16 protein-coding genes are annotated in these 20,437 nt (G+C 67.0%); 13 read left to right on the top strand and 3 right to left on the bottom strand.

Translation table 11 applies throughout. From position 1 onward, the window contains the following. Window positions 1-236 precede the first annotated feature (236 nt). A complete protein-coding gene (locus tag GV007_RS03595) occupies window positions 237-1,349 on the bottom strand; it encodes an LCP family protein (RefSeq protein WP_160071039.1) in 1,113 nt (370 codons plus the stop codon). A gap of 314 nt (window positions 1,350-1,663) precedes the next feature. Here GV007_RS03595 and GV007_RS03590 point away from each other — a divergent pair, with 314 nt between their 5' ends. After that, on the top strand, window positions 1,664-3,280 hold the full coding sequence (locus GV007_RS03590) for a sugar transferase (RefSeq protein WP_236558277.1): 1,617 nt from the start codon (window positions 1,664-1,666) through the stop codon (window positions 3,278-3,280). A gap of 114 nt (window positions 3,281-3,394) precedes the next feature. Beyond that, the gene (locus tag GV007_RS03585; protein ID WP_160071037.1) at window positions 3,395-3,736 is read left to right on the top strand and encodes a PqqD family protein; all 342 of its coding nucleotides are present in this window, start codon (window positions 3,395-3,397) and stop codon (window positions 3,734-3,736) included. Window positions 3,737-3,779: 43 nt separating this feature from the next. Here the strand turns inward: GV007_RS03585 and GV007_RS03580 are convergent, their stop codons facing one another. Continuing rightward, window positions 3,780-4,769 carry a nucleotidyltransferase family protein gene (locus GV007_RS03580; protein WP_160071036.1) on the bottom strand — a complete coding sequence of 330 codons (990 nt, stop codon included), beginning with the start codon at window positions 4,767-4,769 and terminating at the stop codon, window positions 3,780-3,782. Between the two features lie 223 nt (window positions 4,770-4,992). Between GV007_RS03580 and GV007_RS03575 the strand changes: the two genes are divergently transcribed. Both GV007_RS03575 and lepB read left to right on the top strand, forming a co-directional pair. Beyond that, on the top strand, window positions 4,993-6,141 hold the full coding sequence (locus GV007_RS03575) for an ATP-binding protein (RefSeq protein ID WP_160071035.1): 1,149 nt from the start codon (window positions 4,993-4,995) through the stop codon (window positions 6,139-6,141). A gap of 59 nt (window positions 6,142-6,200) precedes the next feature. Continuing rightward, window positions 6,201-6,872: a signal peptidase I gene (lepB, locus tag GV007_RS03570; RefSeq protein ID WP_160071034.1), complete on the top strand. Its 672-nt coding sequence runs from the start codon at window positions 6,201-6,203 to the stop codon at window positions 6,870-6,872. A gap of 306 nt (window positions 6,873-7,178) precedes the next feature. Here the strand turns inward: lepB and GV007_RS03565 are convergent, their stop codons facing one another. After that, window positions 7,179-8,399 (bottom strand): O-antigen ligase family protein, encoded by a 1,221-nt coding sequence (locus GV007_RS03565; protein ID WP_160071033.1) that lies wholly within the window; start codon window positions 8,397-8,399, stop codon window positions 7,179-7,181. A gap of 220 nt (window positions 8,400-8,619) precedes the next feature. On the opposite strand from GV007_RS03565, the gene GV007_RS03560 reads away from it, so the two are divergent. The 9 genes from GV007_RS03560 (at window position 8,620) to GV007_RS03520 (ending at window position 20,420) form a co-directional block, all read left to right on the top strand. Beyond that, window positions 8,620-9,762 carry a glycosyltransferase gene (locus tag GV007_RS03560; protein WP_160071032.1) on the top strand — a complete coding sequence of 381 codons (1,143 nt, stop codon included), beginning with the start codon at window positions 8,620-8,622 and terminating at the stop codon, window positions 9,760-9,762. 150 nt (window positions 9,763-9,912) lie between these two features. Continuing rightward, the gene (locus GV007_RS03555) at window positions 9,913-11,511 is read left to right on the top strand and encodes a polysaccharide biosynthesis tyrosine autokinase (RefSeq protein WP_160071031.1); all 1,599 of its coding nucleotides are present in this window, start codon (window positions 9,913-9,915) and stop codon (window positions 11,509-11,511) included. After that, entirely contained in the window at window positions 11,511-12,053 is a 543-nt protein-coding gene (locus tag GV007_RS03550; protein WP_160071030.1) for an arsenate reductase/protein-tyrosine-phosphatase family protein, read from the top strand. The genes GV007_RS03555 and GV007_RS03550 overlap by 1 nt, the downstream gene beginning before the upstream one ends. Window positions 12,054-12,122: 69 nt before the next feature. Further along, window positions 12,123-13,118: a CgeB family protein gene (locus GV007_RS03545; RefSeq protein WP_160071029.1), complete on the top strand. Its 996-nt coding sequence runs from the start codon at window positions 12,123-12,125 to the stop codon at window positions 13,116-13,118. A gap of 65 nt (window positions 13,119-13,183) precedes the next feature. Beyond that, the gene (locus tag GV007_RS03540; protein WP_160071028.1) at window positions 13,184-14,149 is read left to right on the top strand and encodes an RNA-binding protein; all 966 of its coding nucleotides are present in this window, start codon (window positions 13,184-13,186) and stop codon (window positions 14,147-14,149) included. Next, a complete protein-coding gene (locus GV007_RS03535; protein ID WP_160071027.1) occupies window positions 14,146-14,901 on the top strand; it encodes an acylneuraminate cytidylyltransferase family protein in 756 nt (251 codons plus the stop codon). Before GV007_RS03540 ends, GV007_RS03535 begins: the two co-directional genes overlap by 4 nt. Then, a complete protein-coding gene (locus GV007_RS03530; protein ID WP_160071026.1) occupies window positions 14,898-17,144 on the top strand; it encodes an N-acetylneuraminate synthase family protein in 2,247 nt (748 codons plus the stop codon). The genes GV007_RS03535 and GV007_RS03530 overlap by 4 nt, the downstream gene beginning before the upstream one ends. A 53-nt stretch (window positions 17,145-17,197) precedes the next feature. Further along, window positions 17,198-19,270: a glycosyltransferase family 4 protein gene (locus tag GV007_RS03525; RefSeq protein WP_160071025.1), complete on the top strand. Its 2,073-nt coding sequence runs from the start codon at window positions 17,198-17,200 to the stop codon at window positions 19,268-19,270. Window positions 19,271-19,286: 16 nt separating this feature from the next. Further along, window positions 19,287-20,420, top strand: a complete 1,134-nt coding sequence (locus GV007_RS03520) for a glycosyltransferase (RefSeq protein ID WP_160071024.1) — start codon at window positions 19,287-19,289, stop codon at window positions 20,418-20,420. Window positions 20,421-20,437: the final 17 nt, after the last annotated feature.

Genomic DNA, 20,437 nt, shown 5'->3' with positions numbered 1-20,437 from the left:
CTTTGCCGCATCACCAGAAAATACGTCGCACTTTTCGGCGGGAGATGCCATGTTCTGGCGATTGTCGTGGACTTCTGCTCGGCCTCGCGACGGAGACGTGCTTCGCTCCCGAGCATGTGCCTCGGACATGTAGGTGTTCGCAGACTCGGGTGGATTCAGCGATACGTGGATACGGAGACGCAAATCGCCCCGCGCATCCAGTCGGATGCACGGGGCGGAGAAGCGGAGCGGTCTGGCTATCTCCCGGTGGGCTGGTACTCGCTGACGGTGTCGGTCACGAGGTGCTTCTTGAGCTCCCCGATGCTGACCGTGTCGAGGAACACGACCGACTGGTCGCCGACCATGCCGGTGCCGTTGGTCGGCAGGGTGAAGCTGCGGACGTTGCTCCCGCGGATATCGCGCATCGAGAGGCCGAGGTTCAGCATGGTCTGCAGGTCGAAGGTGTTGTCGACTGCTACATAGGGGGAGAACTGCGTGATGATCTCCTGCACCTTGCCCGGGTTCGTCAGGGTCTCCGCCGTGAGCATCTTGTCGAGCACCGCCTTGACCCAGGCCTGCTGGTTGCGCACGCGCTGGTAGTCGCCGTCGGTGAAGGCGTAGCGCTCTCGCACGAAGGCGAGCGCTTCATCGCCGGTCAGCGTGATGGGCCCCGCCTCGAAGGTCTTGCCCTGCATGTGCGAGGAGTTGAAGGCGACATCGTTGTTGATGGTCACGCCGCCGAGCGCGTCCGTGATGCCAGCGAAGCCATCGAAGTCGACCACTCCGACGTGGTCGATGCGGAGTCCGAGCAGGCCCTCGACGGTCTGGACGACGAGCGGGACGCCGCCGAAGGAGAGGGCGGCGTTGATCTTCGCCTCGCCGTGGCCGGGGATCGCGAGCCAGCTGTCGCGCATGATGGAGATGACCTGCACGTCGCTGCGATCGGCGGGGATGTGCACGAGCATCATCGTGTCGCTGCGGCTGCCGAGGTCGGTCATGATCGACGTGCTCCCGCTCACACGCGAGTCACTGCCGAGCAGAAGGATGTTCATGGGCGAGCCCGCCTCGGTGACGACCTGCTCTGGGCGTCCCTCGTAGTCATCTGGGAGGGCATTGTCGATCTTCTCGATGCCATCGAAGGCCTGGTTCACATTCCACCAGATGATCCCGGCGCCTGCCACTGCGACGATCAGGACGCCGACAAGCGTCCACAACAGGATCTTCGGCCCGCGACGCTTCTTCTTGCCGTCCTCGCGGGCTCCGCGGCGCGTGCCGCTCGAACCGCCATCGGCTTCGTGCTCGAAGAGATCTGTGAGGGCGTCGTCGTCGCTTCGTGGGCGCGACGAAGCCTGTCCTGGGGTCTGCTCCATGCAGGCGAGTATGACACGACGCAAGTTTCGAGCACGAGTCGGGCCGAGCGGTGTCTCGCTTCCCTGAAATCGAACGTGAATGCACAACAAGTATGTTTCGGTCAGGAAAACACGCCAGAGATGCGGAAAAAATACCTGGGTGACCCTTTCGTTATGCGGGAACGTTGAGATAGTCTCAGCTGGCACCCAGGATCTCTACGATGAGCCCACAGGCCCATACAGAGCGCGGCCAGTGGCCGCGGAGACCCGAAGCGCATTCCCGGAACCGACGCGGTCTGCGCACCAAGAAGTACTCATCTCTTATTGGAGCACACGTGACGCCACCCACCTCAGGGCCCGCTACCTCGCAGATCCCAGTCGCAACCGCGACTGACGATTCGCGAGACAGCGACACGGTGCCCTCGGTCGAACCGCACTTCGCGCAGACCTCCTCAGATCCGAACGCTCGCGTCCAGCGAAACATCAAGCGCCGCGCCAACTGGCGCCAGGGGTACGCGCAGCTCCTCGTCCTGACCGACCTCGCCGTGCTGGCAGTCGTCATGGTCGGAGCCCAGCTCGTCTGGCTCGGTGGCGGCAACGCGGCCGTTCCCGCCGGCGGCAGCGGCTTCATCAGCAGCGAAGTGTCCTACTGGCTCGTCTCGGCTGTCATCGTCGTCGGCTGGGCCTGGATGCTCTCCCTCTTCGATACCCGCGACTACCGCATCCTGGGCTCAGGGTTCGAGGAGTACCGCGGCATCTTCAACGCCTCGCTCATGCTCGCGGGAATCGTCTCGATCTTCGCCTACCTCTCGGCGTTCGAGCTGGCACGTGGCTACGTGCTCATCGCCTTCCCTGTCGGCACCGTCGCACTTCTCCTCTCTCGTTGGATCGGCCGCCAGTGGCTCGTCCGCCAGCGCAAGGGTGGAAACCTGCAGGCACGTGTGCTGCTCGTCGGCTCGCGCTACTCGGTGCTCGACCTCAACCGCGACCTCTCGCGTCGTGAAGCCGCTGGCTACAACGTCGTCGGCGCGTGCCTCATCGACGGGAAGAGCGGCGAGCTCGACCCCAACTCTCCCGACTTCCTGCCGGGAACGGATGTCCCCATCGGCGGCAACCCGGAAGACCTGGCTGGCTCCCTCGACGCCATCGGCGCCGACACCGTCGTCATCGCAGGCAACGACGTCACCTCGACGCAGTGGCTGCGCGAAGTCGGCTGGGACCTCGACCCTGACCGCCACTTCCTCATCGTCGCGCCCGGTCTGCTCGACGTGGGCGGTCCGCGCATCGTCACGCGCCCGGTCGCCGGCCTTCCGCTCTTGCACGTCGACTCCCCGAAGTTCACGCGCATGGGGCTCCTCCTCAAGCGGGCCTTCGACATCCTCGTCTCCGGCCTCCTCATCCTCGTGCTCTCGCCCCTCCTCGTCGGAACGGCGATCGCCGTGGCCGTCACCTCACCTGGTGGCGTGTTCTTCAAGCAGGAACGCGTCGGCTACAGCGGTGGTCGCTTCACGATGTGGAAGTTCCGCAGCATGCGAGCCGACGCCGAAGAGGTGCTCAAGAAGCTGCAGAGCGAGCGCCGCGACGCGGGCAACGACATCCTCTTCAAGATGAAGGACGACCCTCGCATCACGAAGGTCGGCAAGTTCATCCGCCGCTACTCGATCGACGAGCTCCCGCAGCTGTTCAATGTCTTCGGCGGCTCCATGTCGCTGGTCGGCCCCCGCCCGCCGCTGGACCGCGAGGTCAAGCAGTACGAAGACCACGTGCACCGTCGCTTCATGGTCAAGCCCGGCATCACGGGCCTCTGGCAGGTGAGCGGCCGCTCCAACCTGACCTGGGAGGAGACAGTGCGCCTCGACCTCTACTACGTCGAGAACTGGTCAATGGCCGGCGACTTCGTCATCCTCTTCCGCACTGCTCGTGCGGTCGTCGCCAGCGAGGGCGCCTACTAGGAACGAAGCACGCACATCGAGCAGCGGCGACCCATCAGATGGGTCGCCGCTGCTTCTTTGCGTGCGCCGGTCTGTTGCGTGCGACGGATCTCAGCCGAACAGTAGGCTGGCCGGATGGATCAGGGGACAGGTGATCAGCGTCGTGAGAGCGCGCAGCTCTTCGAGGCCGTGATCGCCCCGGTGCCTGAGCTGGCGCTTGTCCGCGACGACGAAAGCGGAGACGTGACCGTGCTGTCGCTCGTCGACACGAGCTGCAAGCCGCTTGTGCTGAGCGGGACCGCGGCCGTCATCTGGGACGAGTTCGACGGCGTCCGCTCGCTGGAGCTCATCGTGCGGGAGCTCGCTGCCGACTACGGCCTCGACGAGCAGGTCATCGGCGAGCAGGTGCTCGGTTTCGTAACGCAGCTGCTGGACGCCCAACTGCTGCAGATCCTCGACTCGCCCACCTCCGCGTAGCAGCTGCGACGCGCGGCGGGCATGGGCTGGACGAACGGCGCCGCTAGCGCTTGTCGAACGCCCTCAGGTCGCGCCTGGCCTGCACAAGACCGTGCAGTCCTCGACTCGCGCGCTTCCACCAGGCTCTGACGACGCTGATCGAGCCGTTGCGCAATTCGGGGTCGATAGCCGCGAGATCCGCGCGAGACGGGAAGAACGCGCGAGCCGCGATGCCCGGCTTCTCGAGGAGAGGAGCCCGCTGCAGCTTGAGCATCCACCCGGTCATCGCATGCTCTGCCTTCGCGTTGAGGCGCCACAGGCGCAGCGCCTCGCTCGCGTTCGAGTTGGGGACAAGCGGGACGTCGTGTCCGAGGTCCGTGAGGAAACGACGCGCGGTCTGCGTGGAGTCCGTTCCGACTGCGTCCTGCAGGATCTGCTCCATGAGGGAGGCGGTCGAGCGCGCGTCCGAGATGAACTCCGTGTCGGAGCTGTCCATCTTCTTCAGGGCGCTGACGAGCTCGCTGTACTCCGTCATCTGACGCGAATCCGCTGAGACCTGGCCCTCCTCGCGGAGGGAATGCAGGGCGAGGACGAGCGCGCTGCCCGCTCGATCGGGGGTGTCGATGGGGTGGCCGGCCACGGTGACCTGGATGCGGTGCACCCACAGGCGATCAAAAGCCTCCTGCGGGCTGCCGAGGAAGCCTGGCCAGTAGTGATGCACATCGATGTCGTTGGGCCAGGACTCGTGGATGAGGGTGCGGGAGTGCTGCTTGAGCAGCTTCGGGAAGTCGGGCCAGGGGCGAGGGCTCCACCCGTACGCCCGGAGTGCTTCTATGAGGTCCTTCGCACGGTCGGGCTCGACGATGATGTCGACATCGGTGGAGTAGCGACGCGTGCGCAGTCCGAGATCTGCTGAGATCGGCCCCTTGATGACGAGCATCCGGATGCCCTGCTCGCGGGCAACATGCTGCGTGAGCGCCGTCGACAGCGCGACCCCATCATTCACCGAGAAGGCGATGGTCGCGGCGTCCGGGGACGCGGCTGCTGCGGTCACTGAGGTCCTTAGATCTGCGTCGCGAGCCGAGAGAACTCGCCAGAGCGAGCATATCGAGGTCTGCGAGTGTGTGGGCGTGCACTTCCAGGGCGCCGGAAGGCGCCTTCCGACCGACTCGAAGGTGCTCTCGAAGCCTCCATGTCGGGTGACAGCTCGAGGCGCAGGAATGGGGAGTGCTCCCCTGAGCCGTCTGGGGCTCAGCCTGCTTGGTACAGTTGCCAGCATGACGAGAACACTGCGCCTGAATCCCCTCGGCGTAGACGTAGAGCTTCGCCTCGATGAGAGCATCTCGGCGGAGTTCGAGGCGGATCTGCGGGAGTCCTGGGCAGACGTGACGGGCCAGCCCGGGGAAGGTGAGCCTGACGAATCACATCGTCTCGCGCTCGCTCCCTTCAGCGAACCCGAAGCGACCGACGTGGTGAGCGGTTCGGCCGCCGATCTGGCCTCGCAGATCTCGACCATGGTGACCCTCGATGCGATCGAGCACAACGGCGGTCGCCTGGTGATGATCCACGCGGCGGGGGTCGCGCTCGACGATGGTCGAGTCATCGCGTTCGTCGGTCCTTCTGGCCGCGGCAAGACAACTCTCGCGAAGACGCTCGGCCGCGAATTCGGCTACGTCACGGACGAGACGCTCGCCGTCGACTTCGACGGCAACGTCCTGCCCTACCGCAAGCCGCTCTCGGTCATCGTGGACTCGGCCCGGCCCAAGGCGCAGCTCTCACCTGCGAAGCTCGGGCTGCGCCCCCTCCCGGAGTCGCCGCTCAAGATCGCGGCGATCGTCCTCCTGCACCGCGTCGACGAGCACGAGCTCGTCGACGGCCCGCAGCTCTCGCCCGTCGCGACGGGCAGCGCGATCGGCTCGATGGTTCCGGAGCTCAGCTACCTGCCGGCCCTGCCGGATCCGCTGGTGCAGCTTGCCGAGCTCATCGACGCCACTGACGGCGTGCGCCGGGTCACGTACTCCGAGGCCTCGCAGGTCGTCGCGCTTGTCCCCGAGATCCTCGCCGCTCAGGGCGACGTCCAACCGTGGACATCTGGTCACAGCGTGGCAGACACGACGACACCCTCGGCCACGGTCCGAGAGGACTCCTACCGGCGTGCTCCTGGCGTCCACTGGCTGCTGTTCGCGAACGAGGCGGTCACGCTCGAGTCGCGCATCGTCCGGCAGCTGGCCGGCATCGCGCCTGGCCTCTGGGAGCTCCTCGGCGACTGGACGACCCTCACGACCCTCACGGCAGCGCTCATCGAGCAGTACGGTGAGGTCCCGGATGCGCGCAACCTGGTGCAGGTGGCCCTCGAAGGTCTCGTGGAGGCGAATCTCGTCGAACGGGTGCAGGCCGCGGTCGTCGGCAATACGGCGGGTCAGTGAGCGACGACGACCTCGCGAACGCCCCTGTCAGAAGGGCACCGCGTTCACGGTTGCGACGCGTGACGTCGCATCCGCTCTTCCATCTTGTCGCCGCGTTCGCGGTCCTCGCGCTCGTGCAGGCGTTCTTCGTGAAGGTGTACGCCATCCCGTCCGCCTCGATGGACGACACGCTCGCCGTCGGCGACCGCATCCTGGTCAATCGCCTCGCCTACCTCGGCGATGCCGAGCCGGTCACGGGTGACATCGTCGTGTTCGCGGCCTCCGACACGTGGGACGAGGCGCCGCCGGAGGCTCCCAGCGATCCGCTGCGATTCGCTGCTCGCGTGGTGGGTGAGGTCTTCGGCATCGGCCAGGGCTTCTCGCACATCCTCGTGAAGCGCGTCATCGCGACCGGAGGACAGACCATGGCGGTCGACCCGGCGACGGGTGGCATCGTCGTGGACGGCGCCGCGCTCGACGAGAGCTCCTACGTCGACCTCGACTTCGAGTTCGTGCCAGGCACGCTCGACTGCTCCACATCGCCGGCTTCTCTGCGTTGCTTCGATGAGTTCACGGTGCCCGAGGGTCAGATCGTGGTCCTCGGCGACAACCGCACCAACTCGTCCGATTCGCTCGCTGCGTGCCGCGGCGGGGGAGTGGACGCATCCTGCCTGCGCACTGTCCGCGATGACGACGTCGTGGGTGAAGTCTTCTCCATCGTGTGGCCGATTCCGCGGTTCGGCGCCGTCTGACCCATCACCGGCACTGCGGTGGCGAGGTGTCGTCGGCCGTTTTGTGCTCCAATCGCGCCAGAAGCTCCCCTTCGCGTGAGCATCATCCGTGTCCGCAGCACAATGGACGTGTTGTCGCGCTGCTGGCGCCTGGGGCACCGGGCCGCCGATTCGCGGCACGGGCCGGTTCTCGTGTCTGGGGAGACGCCCCGGCCCAGACGCTTCCAGCTCGGCCCCCTGTGCTGGAAGCAGAGCGCCCGACCCGCTGCGTGCGGGTCGGGCGCTCCGTCGTCTCGTGGGCTGCCGGACGCTGCCGGGTGCGGCGACCTAGCTGACGCGCTGCTGGATGGGGAAGAGCGCCCCTTCGACCTCCGGACCAGCTGCCGCCTGGCGGACGAGCCAGTCCGAGTGTCGCTGCGAGTAGATGCCGAGGCCGATGCCGATGGCGATGAAGGTCGGGAGGGTGATGAACACCTCTCCCAGGCGGAACGAGCAGAGCAGGATGACGATGGTCGCGGCCTCGACGATGCGCGCTTCGGGTGTCTGCCTGCCCTTCCCCAGGAACTGGAATCCAGCGAACGCGAGGAGCGCGAGGATGGCGAGCAGGAAGGCGTAGCCGCCCTCCGTGATGAGCCCCCAGTAGGAGTTGTGATAGAACCAGACATCTCCGGCGAGTTCGGTGGTCGCTTCTCCCAGTCCGTGGCCGTACCAGGGCGCAGCCAGCGTCTTCTCGAGCGATGCGGCGTCGATTCGCTCCCGCAGCTCGTCTGATCCGGACCGTGCGGCGTAAGCGCCGACCTGCGAGAGGTTGTCCTCCGCGTAGAAGAACCCGCCGAGCAGCACTCCGGCGAGGATGATGCGGAAGAACGGGCCAAGGAAGCGCGCGCAGACCAGCCAGATGAGAGCCGCGGCCAGGGCGGCCATGGAGGTTCGCGAGTCGGTCAGCACGACCGCCCCCAAGCCGAGGCCGGTGAGAACGATCCGGGTCCAGAGGCGCCGGTAGATCAGGAAGAGGAGCACCGTCAGGATCGCGTACGTGAATCCCGCGACGTTCTTGTCATTGAGGAACCCCGTCAGGAGACCGCCGTAGGTATCCGGGGCGAGCCCCGCGTAGAAGAGCGGTATGTTGGCGAGCAGCCCGACCGAGAAACCCTTGAGTCCCGAGACGATGTCGATGCGTCCGCTGGCGATGAAGCCGGCCAGGAAGAGCATGATGAGGATTCGTCCGAGGCGAGTGATGTCTGCTTGAGTCGGGCCCGTCGCGATTGCCACGATGGCGAGGAACGTGACGAGGAGGACGCTGATCGCCGCGAACCAGGTCGTGCCGCTGAGCTGCCTGGTGGGCCGGCGGAAGGCGGCGACGGCGACGAGGAGGAGCCCGGCGATGTCGTTCACGGGCAATCCGATGCCGGGTGTCGCGATGCGGACGACGAAGAACATCATCAGCACGGCATCGATGATGCGGGTGCTGCCGACGGCAAAGATGGAATCTCGAACGAAGTCCGGAGTTTTGCTGCTGGCCCCTGCCAACGGAGAATGCTCTGTCACGTTCCGATGCTACGGTGTTTGCTGGTGCTGGCCAACAGCGTCGCTGCAGAGCGGTTTCAGGGGGGAGTCGTTCTGCGGGATCCCTGCTCCTCGGACACAGGGCTTAGCCTGCCTACATAGAATGTAGGGAGCCGGGTTTCTGGAATTGCAGGACCCGCTTTCGGGGAATCTGCATTTCACCTCCCGTTGGTGGCCCATGAACGAAAACCGAGGTGGTGGAATGCGCGCGACTGGCTCCCCGCGTCCCCGCGTCGCAATCGCCCACGACTACATCACGCAGCGCGGAGGCGCCGAACGTGTTGTGCTCTCCCTCAGTCGAGCGTTTCCCGAGGCGCAGGTCTTCACGACGCTCTACGAGCCGGAGACGACGTTTCCCGAGTTCCGCGATATCGACATCGTCACGTCGCCGCTGAACAGGGTCGGGCCGCTCCGGAGAGACCACCGCAAGGCGCTGCCGCTGCTGGCGGCCGCGAGTTCGGGCATTCACATCGACGCTGATGTCGTGATCGCATCGACGACCGGGTGGGCGCACGGCTTTCGAACTACCGGACGAACGATCGCGTACTGCCATTCCCCGGCCCGCTATCTCTACCTGAGCGACCAGTACCTGGGAGACGCCGGCCGTCTCTCACCCACGCGTATGGGCCTGCGCGTGCTCACGCCGTTCCTCAAGCGCTGGGATCAGAAGGCAGCCGCCAGCGTCGACACCTACATCACGAACTCGTCCATCGTGCAGCAGCGAGTCTCGGATGTGTACGGGCGTTCGTCCGAGCTGCTGTTCCCGCCGCACAGCGTTGATATCAGCGGGCCGCGAAGTGCCATGCCAGAGCTCGCTGACTTCGTCGGCGGCGGTGGACACCTCCTGCTCGTGTCGCGCCTGCTTCCCTACAAGAACGTTGACGCCGCGATTCGAGCCGTGGCTGGCCTGCCGAACGAGCGCCTCGTCATCGTGGGCGACGGTCCCCAGCGGGCTGAGCTGTCGGCGACGCTGCCCGACAACGTCCGCCTCGTCTCTGGCATCAGCGACGAGCACCTTCGCTGGCTCTACGCCAGGAGCCGTGCGCTGATCGCGCCCTCGCATGAAGACTTCGGACTGACCGTGATCGAGGCGGCAGCGTGGGGCAAGCCCAGCATCGCCCTCCGAGCCGGCGGGTACCTCGACACGGTGCGCGAGGGGGCCACAGGACGGTTCTTCGATGTGCCGACCGCCGCCGCGATCGCGGACGCCGTCGCGGCCTCTCGCTTCCAGGTCTGGGACGTCGCGGCCATCAAGACCCACGCCCACGGATTCTCGGAACAGGCGTTCGCGCAGCGTCTGCGCGAGCTCGTCGACGAAGCGGCCACGCGACGCGGGGGGAAGTGACATGCGCGTGTCGCGCGAGGTCGCATCCCTGGACCGCATGAACGGCCAGCGGATGGCGTTCGGTGCATCCAGTTGTTACTGTGAGTTGTCCTCGCGCCCGGGTCTTATTCCCGTGCGCGGAATGTTGTGTCTAGGAGAGGCGTACGCGCTGTGACGGTACTCGATTTCTTGCGTCTCACCGGCAAGAGCTGGAAGATCCTCGCTGTCGGAGTCATCATCGGGCTGCTGGCCGCCTTCGGCTACACGCAGATCCAGCCCAAGGTGTACGAAGCCGACTCCGCCGGATTTGTCATCGCCGGTGGCTCCGCAGAACTCGGATACATCAACGGCTCGGAGGCGGCGATCGCCAAGGCGAACTCGTACCTCCCCCTCATCACGAGCCAGCCCGTCTACAACAAGATCGCTGAGAACCCCAACTCCGGACTCGCCGCGGGCGAAACCCTGAACGGTCGCCTCTCCGCGACGGTTGCCCCAAGCAGCAACCTCATCCAGGTCAGCGCCAGTGCCAGCACGCCCTCATCGGCGGTCGCGCTTGCCAACGGGGCACTGCAGGCGATGGCCGACGTCATCACGGAGATCGAGACGCAGGTCGGCGGCGGAGCCTCCGGAGTCACCGTCGTTCCCCTGCAGAACGCCGTCGAGCCCACGTCACCGGTCAGCCCCAACCTCCGCAACAACCTCATCATCGGCGGTGCCATCGGCCTCGTGCTCGCCTACGCCTTCGCGCTTCTCCGTCGCTCGCTCGACGTGAAGGTCCGCGACTCGAAGGACCTCGCAACGGCCTCCGGCGCGGGAACGCTCGGCCGCATCCCGAAGTCGCCGCAGCTGATGGGAAAGAACCGCGGCACGAACGACGCCGACGCCATCGCCGCCGAGTCCTTCAGGCGACTCCGCACGAACCTCCGCTTCGCCAGCGTCGATGAGGAGATCCGCTCCATCGTCGTGACGAGCGCCAACGCGGGTGAGGGCAAGTCGACCGTCGCGACCTCGCTCGCGCAGGTCCTGGCGCAATCGAACACGCCGACGATCCTCATCGACGCGGACCTTCGCCGTCCGACGGTCGCGACTGTCCTCGGCATCGACGGCAAGATCGGCCTGAGCGAGGTGCTCAGCGGCCAGGTGTCGCTCGAGGATGCGCTCGTCGGCTCCAAGATCCCTGGGCTCTATGTGCTGCCGTCCGGACGCATCCCCCCGAACCCGTCGGAGATGCTCGGCTCGGAGGCCATGAAATCCATCGTGAGCCTGCTCTCCAAGGACTACATCGTCGTCATCGACGCGCCCCCGCTGCTGCCCGTCACCGACGCCGCCGTGCTGTCCACGCGCGTCGACGGCGTTGTGCTGGTCGCCTCCGCGGGTCGGACCCGCCGCGAGGACGTGGCGGCTGCGCGCGACATGCTCAAGCAGGTGCACAGCCGCATGCTCGGAACGGTGCTCAACATGGTGCCCCCGCGCGACAGTGCAGACGGCTACGAGTACCGCCGCAACCGCAGCTACTACGTCACGGCAGACAAGAAGGGCATGCCGAAGTTCAAGGCGGTCAAGGGACACACCGACCCCTCGGAGCACTTCGGCGCCCAGCCTGACGTGGTCGCACCGCAGCGGGAGTCGCTCTCGCCGTCCCGCCCGTCCCAGCCGGCCACCGGGCAGGCTGTTCCCGAGCAGGCGCAGGCAGCCCCCGTCCAGGCCTCGGCTCCGACCGCCGTTGCGACCGAACAGCCTCAGAGCCGTCGATCGCGCAGAGGCGCTTAGTGCCGAGCCTGCTCTTCGTCTGCCACGCGAACATCGCGCGCTCGGCCGCGGCCGAGTTCCTCGCGCGTGCCCAGCTCGGGCCCGAGAGCGACTGGCAGGTGTCGAGCGCGGGCGTCCGCGCTCTCGTCGGCGAAGACATCGACCCGACCATCTCGGCGGCCGTCCGTGATCGGGGCGTCGAGCCGACGCCCCACGTGGCGCGGCAGGTCGACGTCTCCATGCTGAAGGACGCGGACCTGGTGCTCGCATTCGAGGGTGCCCACCGATCGTGGATGCTCAGCGAATCGCCCAAGGCCGTTCGAAACACGTTCACGATCCGCAGCGCGGCACGGCTGCTCGAGACCATCCCGCGGCGCGCGGCGCCGCTGCCCTTCCTCGCGCATGTCAAGACCCCGCCGGGCGGCGACCTCGACTTCGCGGACCCGTACGGCCGCGGCCCCGCGGTGGCCAAGCAGGCAGTTGCCGAGATCGATGCCCTCCTGGCGACCATCCTCCCGGGCATCGACGCGATCGCACGGACCCCCCGTCTGCAGACGACCTGACCTCGAGGGAATGAACGTGGACATGTCACGCATGCGCCGTGCGAGTGCGGGTTGCGGGAGAGCTGGCGCATGCTGAAGCGCCTGCTCATCGTGAGTCCCGACTTCCATGGGTACTGGAAGGCGGTTGCCTCGGCGTTCGAGTCGATCGGCTACTCGGTGAGGGTGCACCGGTACGACAGCCACACGACGTTCGCCGATCGGGTTCAGAACAAGCTGCTCCATGACCTCCCGGAGTCGTTGCGGTCTCGTGCCGCGGCAGAGAAGGCCACCCTGCGCGCCGTGGAGCAGTTGCGCGGAGAGAGCTTCGATGCGGTCCTCGTCATCAAGGGCGACCAGCTCGGAGAAGCCTGGTGGGACGCGCTGAGCGCGGAGTCGGTGCCATCCGTCATCTGGCTGTACGACGAGATCCGCAGGACCAGGTACACCCCGGAGTTCCTGGCGTCGACTGGTCGCATCGCGAGCTACAGCCACGGCGACGTGCGCCTCCTTCGGGAACACGGCGCGGATGCAGTCTTCGTTCCCCTCGGCTTCGACTCGAGCCAGTCGTTCGTGCGCGTCGAGGTGCCGGCTGTGACGTTGGTCGGTGCCCGCTACCCGAATCGCGAGCAGCTGGTGCGAGGCATCCAGGGCTCTGGGGTTCCCGTGCGCGCGTACGGCCGCGACTGGTCACGGAGGCTCTCCGACGTCGTGAGGACGCGACGCTTCCGCGCGGCAGGCGTGCCTGCCAGCGGAGACCTGTCGCGAGGCGCGGCGTACGGCGTGATGGCGGGAAGCCTCGCGACGTTGAACGTGCACGCGAATCAGGACGGCTTCACGATGCGAACTTTCGAGGCCGCCGGTGTCGGCGGGCTCGAACTCGTCGACAGGCCCGAGGTGAGCGAGTTCTACGAGGTCGGCAAGGAGGTGCTGGTGTTCGAGAGCGTCGAGGAGATCGTGGACGCGGCGCGTCGCGCGCAGCGCGAGCCTGCATGGGCCGATCAGGTGCGTGAGGCAGCTCGTAGACGGACGTTGGCCGAGCACACCCTCGAGCACCGCGCTCGAGCCCTGGAGGCGTTGTGGGACTGAACATTCCAGAAGATCTCGAAGCGTGGCAGCGCTGGCAGAATTCGAGGTCCCTCAAACGCCAGATCATGAGCCGTGTGCGGCGCCCCTCTGGGGAGCCGGAGTTCACCCTCCTCGTCAATGGGCCCGAACCGCGTCTGCTTGTCCTCATCGACGTGCCGACCCCGAGCGCGGTCGCGGCGTACGCGGAGCCGTTGCGCTTCCTCGAAGGCGAACAGGTCGCCGTTCTGGCGCCGAAAGACCTCAGTGGGATGCTCGCGGGCAGCTGGACGAGCCGTCGCCTCGACGGGGTGGAGCTTCCTGGTGAGCTCCGCGGAGTTCGCGCCGTCTTCACGGCGGGGCACTTCCTTCCCGCAGGGGCTCTCGGCTACCGGTGGAGCAAGCAGCTCGGCGCACGCTTCGTCGTGGCCCAGCATGGATTGACGACACCGTTCGCACCGCCCTTGGCTCGCGGCAGCCACCTGCTCGCGTTCTCTCAGGAGGACGCCGAGTTCTGGAAGTCGGGACGAGACGATGTGACGCATGAGGTCGTCGGTGCGCAGCTGCTCTGGCATGCCTCGCGGCGCGGCAGCGGTCGTCCCGCAGGGCCCGGAGATGCGACTCCGGTGTTCCTCGGACAGCTGCACGGTGCTGAGCTGTCGCGGTGGACGTCGGCGAAGACCGCTCGGACGTTCTGCACGACAACGGGTGCCGAGTATCGTCCGCACCCAGCGGAGACCGACCGCCTTTCACGCCTGCAGCACCGCGCCTGGCAGCGGCGCGGAGTGCGGTTCGAGAGCTCCGGTCAGTCGCTCGCGACCCTTGACCGGCCGGTCGTCTCGGTCTTCTCCACGGGCGTCCTCGAAGCCGCCGCCGCCGGCCAGGATGCCTGGGTGACGTGCGTCGACCCGCCCGCGTGGGTGCGCGACTTCTGGACACGGTATGGTCTTTCGCAGTGGGGCAGCGATTCGACTCCTGCCCCGCCTGTTCCCCAGACAGAGCCAGCACAGTTGATAGCCGCGAGCATCGCGCGGATTCTGGAGGAAACAGTATGAGGATCTTGTGCGTCATCCCCGTTCGGGGAGGTTCCAAAGGCATCCCCGGCAAGAACAGGCGCCACGTCGCCGGTAAGCCGCTGGTCGCCTGGACCATCGAGCAGGCCCTCTCAGCACGTCCGCAGATGGATGTCCTCGTCTCCACCGACGACGAGGACCTCGCCGCCATCGCGCGAGCAGCCGGCGCGCAGGTGCCGTGGCTGCGTCCCGCGCACCTCGCTGAAGACACGACGGCAACCGAGCCGGTGGTCGAGCACGCCATCGCCGAGTACACGGCTGCCGGGCGACGACCAGATGCCGTCATGCTCCTTCAGGCCACCTCGCCCGTGCGGCTCCCGGGCACCCTCGACCGTGCGATCTCGCAGTTCGCGGCGACCGGCGTCGATTCGATGGTGGGTGCCGTGCCTCAGACGCCGTTCCTCTGGCAGTACGGAGCATCCGAGGAGGACCAGCCGAAGGCGCACTTCACGATCGGCGCGAGGCCTCGCCGGCAGGAGCTGCAGCGCACGCAGATGTTCTACCGCGAGACGGGCTCGCTCTACCTCACGAAGACCGAGATCTACGAGCGGGACCACAACCGGCTCGGCGGCACGATCGGCATTTTCGAGATGGACGACCTCGAGGGCGTCGACATCGACACCGAGCTCGATCTCTCCATCGCAGACCACCAGCTCTCCCAGCTTCACCCTGACGCGGCCGCCGCCCCGTCAGCGCACACCGCAGCATCGACAGACAAGGACTCCGCTCAGTGATCTTCGAGCGCAACCTCACCCCTTACATCGTCTTCGCGGAGGACCCGATCGTCGTTGGTCTGCAGAAGATCAGCGCGAACCAGCAGCGCATCGTCTTCTGCGTCGACGAGCACGGCCGTCTTCGTGGCTCCCTCTCCGACGGTGACTTCCGCCGCTGGATCGTCGCGAACCCGACGGCTTCCCTCGATGTCACGTGCGTCGAAGTCGCCAACACGAGCACCCGCACCGCGCCGGCGACCTCGACGCCGTCCGACCTGGCTCCGCTGCTTGGGCACGGCGGCATCACGCATCTGCCGCTCGTCGATGAGACGGGCCACCTGATCGCCGTCGCCATCGACCGCAATGATGTGCTGCGCATCGGTCGGCACCAGATCGGTGCCGGCCACCCCGCGTTTGTCATCGCGGAGATCGGCAACAACCACAACGGCGATGTCGACCTCGCGAAGCGACTCGTCGACCTCGCGGCCGACGCGGGCGCCGACGCCGTGAAGTTCCAGCTGCGGGACATGGATGCGCTGTATCGCCAGAGCGGTGGGTCGACGGCCGGTGAAGACCTCGGAGCGCAGTACACGCTGGATCTCCTCTCGCGCGTCTCCCTCCCCGCGGAGAAGCTCTTCACGGTCTTCGACCACGCGCGCGACCGCGGTGTCGACCTCATGTGCACGCCGTGGGACGGGCCGAGCGTCCAGGCGCTTGTCGACTACGGCATCGAGGGCCTCAAGATCGCCTCGGCCGATCTCACGAATCACGAGCTGCTCCGCGATGCGGGCTCGCGTGGGCTCCCGCTCATCCTGTCGACCGGAATGTCGCGGGAGTCGGAGATCCTCGAGACCGTCGGGCTCATGCGGTCCCTGGGTTCCAGCTTCGCGCTGCTCCACTGCCAGTCGACGTACCCTGCGCCCTTCAAGGACATCAACCTCGCCTACCTCGACCGACTCGCGGAGATCGGCGACAGCATCGTGGGCTACTCGGGCCACGAGCGCGGCTGGCACGTGCCTGTCGCTGCGGTCGCTCGCGGGGCGCGCATCATCGAGAAGCACTTCACCGTCGATCGCGGCATGGAGGGCAACGACCACACGGTCTCGCTGCTCCCGGACGAGTTCGAGCAGATGGTCGAGCAGATCCGAGACATCGAGCTCTCGCTGGGCGACGCGGCACCGCGCGAGGTGTCCACGGGAGAGCTCATGAACCGCACGACGCTCGCGAAGTCGCTGGTCGCGGCACGAGAGCTCCGCGAGGGCGAGGTGCTCCGAGCTGAGGACATCGCCGTGAAGAGCCCCGGTCGCGGGCTGCAGCCGAATCGTCTCGACGAGCTCGTGGGTCGCACGGTGAATCACGACATGGCGGAAGGCGAGTTCTTCTTCGAGAGCGACCTCACCGATACTGCGTCCGTCGGGCGCGAGTTCGAGTTCCGTCGCCCTTGGGGCCTTCCGGTTCGTTACCACGACTACAAGAAGCTCATCGAGAACTCGACTCCTGACTTCCTGGAGTTCCACTTCTCGTACAAGGACCTCGAGGTCGACATCGACAGCTTCTTCACGGAGCCCCTCGACATGGACTTCACGACGCACCTGCCAGACCTGTTCTCCGGCGACTTCCTCGTCGACCTCGCGTCGACGGACGACGAGCACTGGGAGCGGTCGATCCGCGAGGTGCAGCGGACCATCGACACGACCCGCAGCCTGAAGAAGTGGTTCACGCGCTCGACCGAGCCGATCATGGTCGTCACGATGGGCGGCTTCACGAAGGACAAGCACGTCCCCGCTCAGGCGCGCACCGCCATGTACGCGCGGATCGCGGATGCCGTGCAGCGTCTCGACACGGACGGCGTGCGGATCGCGGCGCAGACGCTTCCGCCGTTCCCGTGGCTCATGGGAGGCCAGCAGTTCCACAACCTCTTCCTCGATCCGCACGACACTGCGGAGTTCTCGGCGACGACGGGGACGAAGCTCTGCTTCGACGTGTCGCACTCGAAGCTCGCGGCGAACTTCCTCGGGATGCAGTTCTCCGATTACACGGAGCTCATCGCGCCCCACAGCATCCACCTGCACCTCGTCGACGCGACGGGGGTCGATGGCGAGGGCGTACAGGTCGGCGACGGCGAGGTCGACTGGCCCCTGCTGGCAGGGCAGCTCGACGAGTTCGCGCCGGGTGCACCGTTCATCCCGGAGATCTGGCAAGGACACATCGACAACGGGCAGGGCTTCTGGACGGCGCTCGATCGGCTCGAGAAGTGGCTCTAGAGGCGCGGGCAGCATCTGACGGAGGCCGCTCCTCGCGGCCGATCGCTCTCTGGGTGATTCCCGTTGCTGACCTGGGCGGGGTCGCGCGTCACGTCCTGGACGTGGCCGAGGAGGGCATTCCCGGCTTCGAGCTCGTCGTGCTCTGCCCGGAGGGGCCTCTCGTCGATCGTCTCCGTGCGGTCGGCGCCCGCCTCGCCGTGGGCAGAATCGGGCCAGACGCCGGCCTGAGCCGGTCGATCCGGACCCTCAGGTCGGCCGCGCGCCGTCTTGGGCCGGCTGTCGTGCACTCGCATCTCGCGTACGCGGACGTCGTCGTGGCCGCCACGCCTCTGCCGGCCGGCACCGCGCGCGTCACGAGTGAGCACGGTATCGCCGGCGAAGACAGCATCTATCACGGGTCCTCCTGGAAGTCGCAGCTCATGGCCCGCGTGCACGGAGCGAGGCTCCGTCGGTTCGAGGGCGTCATCGCCGTCTCCGAGGCGACCAAGCGGGCGATGCTCGCGAAGTGGGGGCCGAAGCAGGAGGTGCACGTCGTTTACAACGGCGTCGACCAGCTACCTGTGCGTCCAGCCCGTGCCTCCGACTCCCTGCGCGTGCTCGCCCTCGCGCGGCTCTCTCCCGAGAAGCGCATCCCGCAGCTCATCGACGCGTTCGCTCGGGTGCACGCGCAGAGAGCGGACGCCCGGCTGACGATCGCCGGCGTCGGCGCGCTGGACGCCGAGCTCCGACGTCGAGTCAGCGACCTCGGCCTCGCCGATGCCGTCGACTTCCCGGGCTTCGTGGATCCAGACGCCGCCATGGCGGAAGCCGACGTGCTGGCGCAGCTGTCCGTGTGGGAGAACTGCTCGTACTCGCTGCTCGACGCCGCCAATCGTGGGATGCGCGTCGTGGCTTCAAGCGTCGGCGGAAACCCGGAGATCGTCGCGGAGGCGGGACTCGTCGACGCCGATGATGTCGCGCAGGTCGCGCGTGTGCTCCTGGATAGCGACGCCGTCACGACGCTCGACGATTGGCCGTCGGTCTCCGACATGACCGCAGCCATCGCCGGTGTCTACGCCAAGGCGGGAGTCGCATCCGATCTGCCGGGCGCCCTCCCGAACCACGTCACCATCGCCACGAACAACGGAGACATCGGCGGAGGAGAGGTGATGCTCCTGAGCATCGCCGCCGTGCTCGAGGAGCTCGGCGTCGACGTGACCATCGTCGGCCCCTCGGAACCGGGCGAGCTCGTCGCCGCCGCGCGGGATGCCGGGCATCGTGTCGTGGAACTCGAGGCGTCCGGGCGGAGAGCGTGGATGCTCGCACTCCGCCGTTGGGACGCCGCGGAGCGACGGGGGATCCTCTGGTGCAACGGGCTCGTGCCCGCCGCAGCCACAGCAGGGCGCCCCGATCGAATCGTGCACCTTCACCAACGCCCGTTGGGTGCGCTGCGCGTGATCGAGCCCTTGGCGCGCTTCAAGGCGCTCACGACGATCGTGCCATCCGCATCGATGGCGGCGGCCGTCGGCAACGCTGAAGTGCTGCCGAACTGGAGCCAGAGCCCAGGGACACGCAACCGGGTGCCGCAAGGACCGCCGATCGTGCTCGGATTCCTGGGCAGGCCATCCATCGACAAGGGTGTGGACGTGCTGGCCGCCGCCGTGCAGGAGCTGGAGGCGCGCGAGCCCGGCCACTATCGGCTGCTGCTCGCCGGTGAGCCACGATTCGTGTCCGCGGAAGCCCAGCTGGCCGTGGAGAAGGCGTTGCAGCCCGTCGCGCACCTCACCGACCGTCCGGGCTGGGTAGCGCCGGCAGACTTCTTCGATCGCATCGACCTGCTTGTGGTCCCTTCGGTGTGGCCCGAGCCGTTCGGACTCGTCGCGACCGAAGCGATGGCCGCGGGAGTCCCGCTGCTCGTCAGCGATGCCGGGGCCTTGCCGGAGATCGTGCCGGAGACCACCGGAGATGTCTTCGCCGCCGGCAGCGCCTCGGCTCTCGCCTCAGCGATCGAGCGGAAGATCGCTCGCGGCCTCGACGCAAATGTGGGGTCGAACCGACGACGGTGGCTGGAGCACTACTCGCCAGACGCGGGCGCCAGCGCAGTCGGTGACCTGCTCCGCAGGATCGCATCCAACTCACCCGCTTGAGAGACCGAGGCAGGTCATGAAGTTCGTCTACCTGAACGACAGCCCACTGAGGGTGAGCCCGCAAGGTGTCCTGGGCATCTTCGCGAAGTCGATGACCGGCCTCGCCGAGTACGCGAAGCGCTGGCCAGGTGAGGTGATCGTCTCCTCCCTGGAGCCTCCGCTGCCGGCCGCCATCGACGACCCGCAGTTCAAGTGGGCCGACGACCCGCTCGCCCGGGAGCTGCGGTTCATCGACCGTGTCGATGTGGGCAGGATCTCCGAGCTCGGGGCTGACCTGGTCATGCACTCCGTCGTCGGACCGCTCAGCGAGACGCTGCTCGGGAACGACTTTCGAGTCATCCTCACCGACGATTGGTCCCCCGAAGTCCGCCTCGAGGTTGGCCTGGTCACGAACCGAGGCCTGGCGGACCGCGTCCGCATCCGTCTCGGCGCGGCGAGGCGGACACGCCGCCTCGACGGGCTTGCGGCGCGCGCCGACGGTTTCCAGTGCAACGGACACTCAGCAGCAGAGCACTACGCGACGGTGAACGAATCGACGCACATGTTCTTCGACCACCGGATGCACGCGGACGACGTGCGTGCAGCGGGTCAGCGGAGCTTCTGGGACGGCACGCGCCCGCTGCGGATCGCCTACTCCGGTCGTTTGACGGAGATCAAGGGGGTGAACCTCATCCCGCCGTTCATGACGGAGCTCGATCGGGCAAACATCGACTACGATTTCACGATCGTCGGGGCGGGCAACCTGGAGCAGCAGCTCAGGCGAGAGGTGCCGTCGAACGTGCAGTTCGCGGGCTACATGGATTTCGAGCAGAGCTGGAAGTCGTTCGCTCGGACCCAGGTCGACCTCATGTTCCTGCCACACATCCAGGGCGATTCGGCGAGCACCTACTTCGAATCGATGGGGTCCGGGGTTCCGGTGCTCGGGTTCCAGAACCGGACCCTGTCACCGCTCCTCGCCGCAGGCGGCGGCGGCTGGGCGGTGGACAACGGCGACGTGGTCGCTGCCGCCGAGGTCGTCACGCGCCTCGCAGCGGACCCAACACAACTCGAGGTTCAGGCCAGACGAGGCCTGACGTTCATGCAGGGGTTCCCGTTCGAGGGCGTTTTCGACGGACGAGTCCGTCATCTCGTCGACGTGGCACGACGCTGATCAGGGCTGCGGCCGCG

This window comes from Pseudoclavibacter sp. 8L (assembly GCF_902506465.1).
In the GTDB taxonomy this organism is placed as follows: Bacteria; Actinomycetota; Actinomycetes; order Actinomycetales; family Microbacteriaceae; genus Pseudoclavibacter.
Note: the sequence above shows the minus strand (reverse complement) of the source record. Positions and strands in the feature narration are given on the sequence as shown.

What these genes read in the sequence shown, in the direction of transcription:
- GV007_RS03595 (WP_160071039.1), bottom strand. Translation starts at nt 1,349, where the DNA reads ATGGAGCAGACCCCAGGACAGGCTTCGTCGCGCCCACGAAGCGACGAC.
- GV007_RS03585 (WP_160071037.1), top strand. Translation starts at nt 3,395, where the DNA reads ATGGATCAGGGGACAGGTGATCAGCGTCGTGAGAGCGCGCAGCTCTTC.
- GV007_RS03575 (WP_160071035.1), top strand. Translation starts at nt 4,993, where the DNA reads ATGACGAGAACACTGCGCCTGAATCCCCTCGGCGTAGACGTAGAGCTT.
- GV007_RS03560 (WP_160071032.1), top strand. Translation starts at nt 8,620, where the DNA reads ATGCGCGCGACTGGCTCCCCGCGTCCCCGCGTCGCAATCGCCCACGAC.
- GV007_RS03545 (WP_160071029.1), top strand. Translation starts at nt 12,123, where the DNA reads ATGCTGAAGCGCCTGCTCATCGTGAGTCCCGACTTCCATGGGTACTGG.
- GV007_RS03540 (WP_160071028.1), top strand. Translation starts at nt 13,184, where the DNA reads ATGAGCCGTGTGCGGCGCCCCTCTGGGGAGCCGGAGTTCACCCTCCTC.
- GV007_RS03535 (WP_160071027.1), top strand. Translation starts at nt 14,146, where the DNA reads ATGAGGATCTTGTGCGTCATCCCCGTTCGGGGAGGTTCCAAAGGCATC.
- GV007_RS03520 (WP_160071024.1), top strand. Translation starts at nt 19,287, where the DNA reads ATGAAGTTCGTCTACCTGAACGACAGCCCACTGAGGGTGAGCCCGCAA.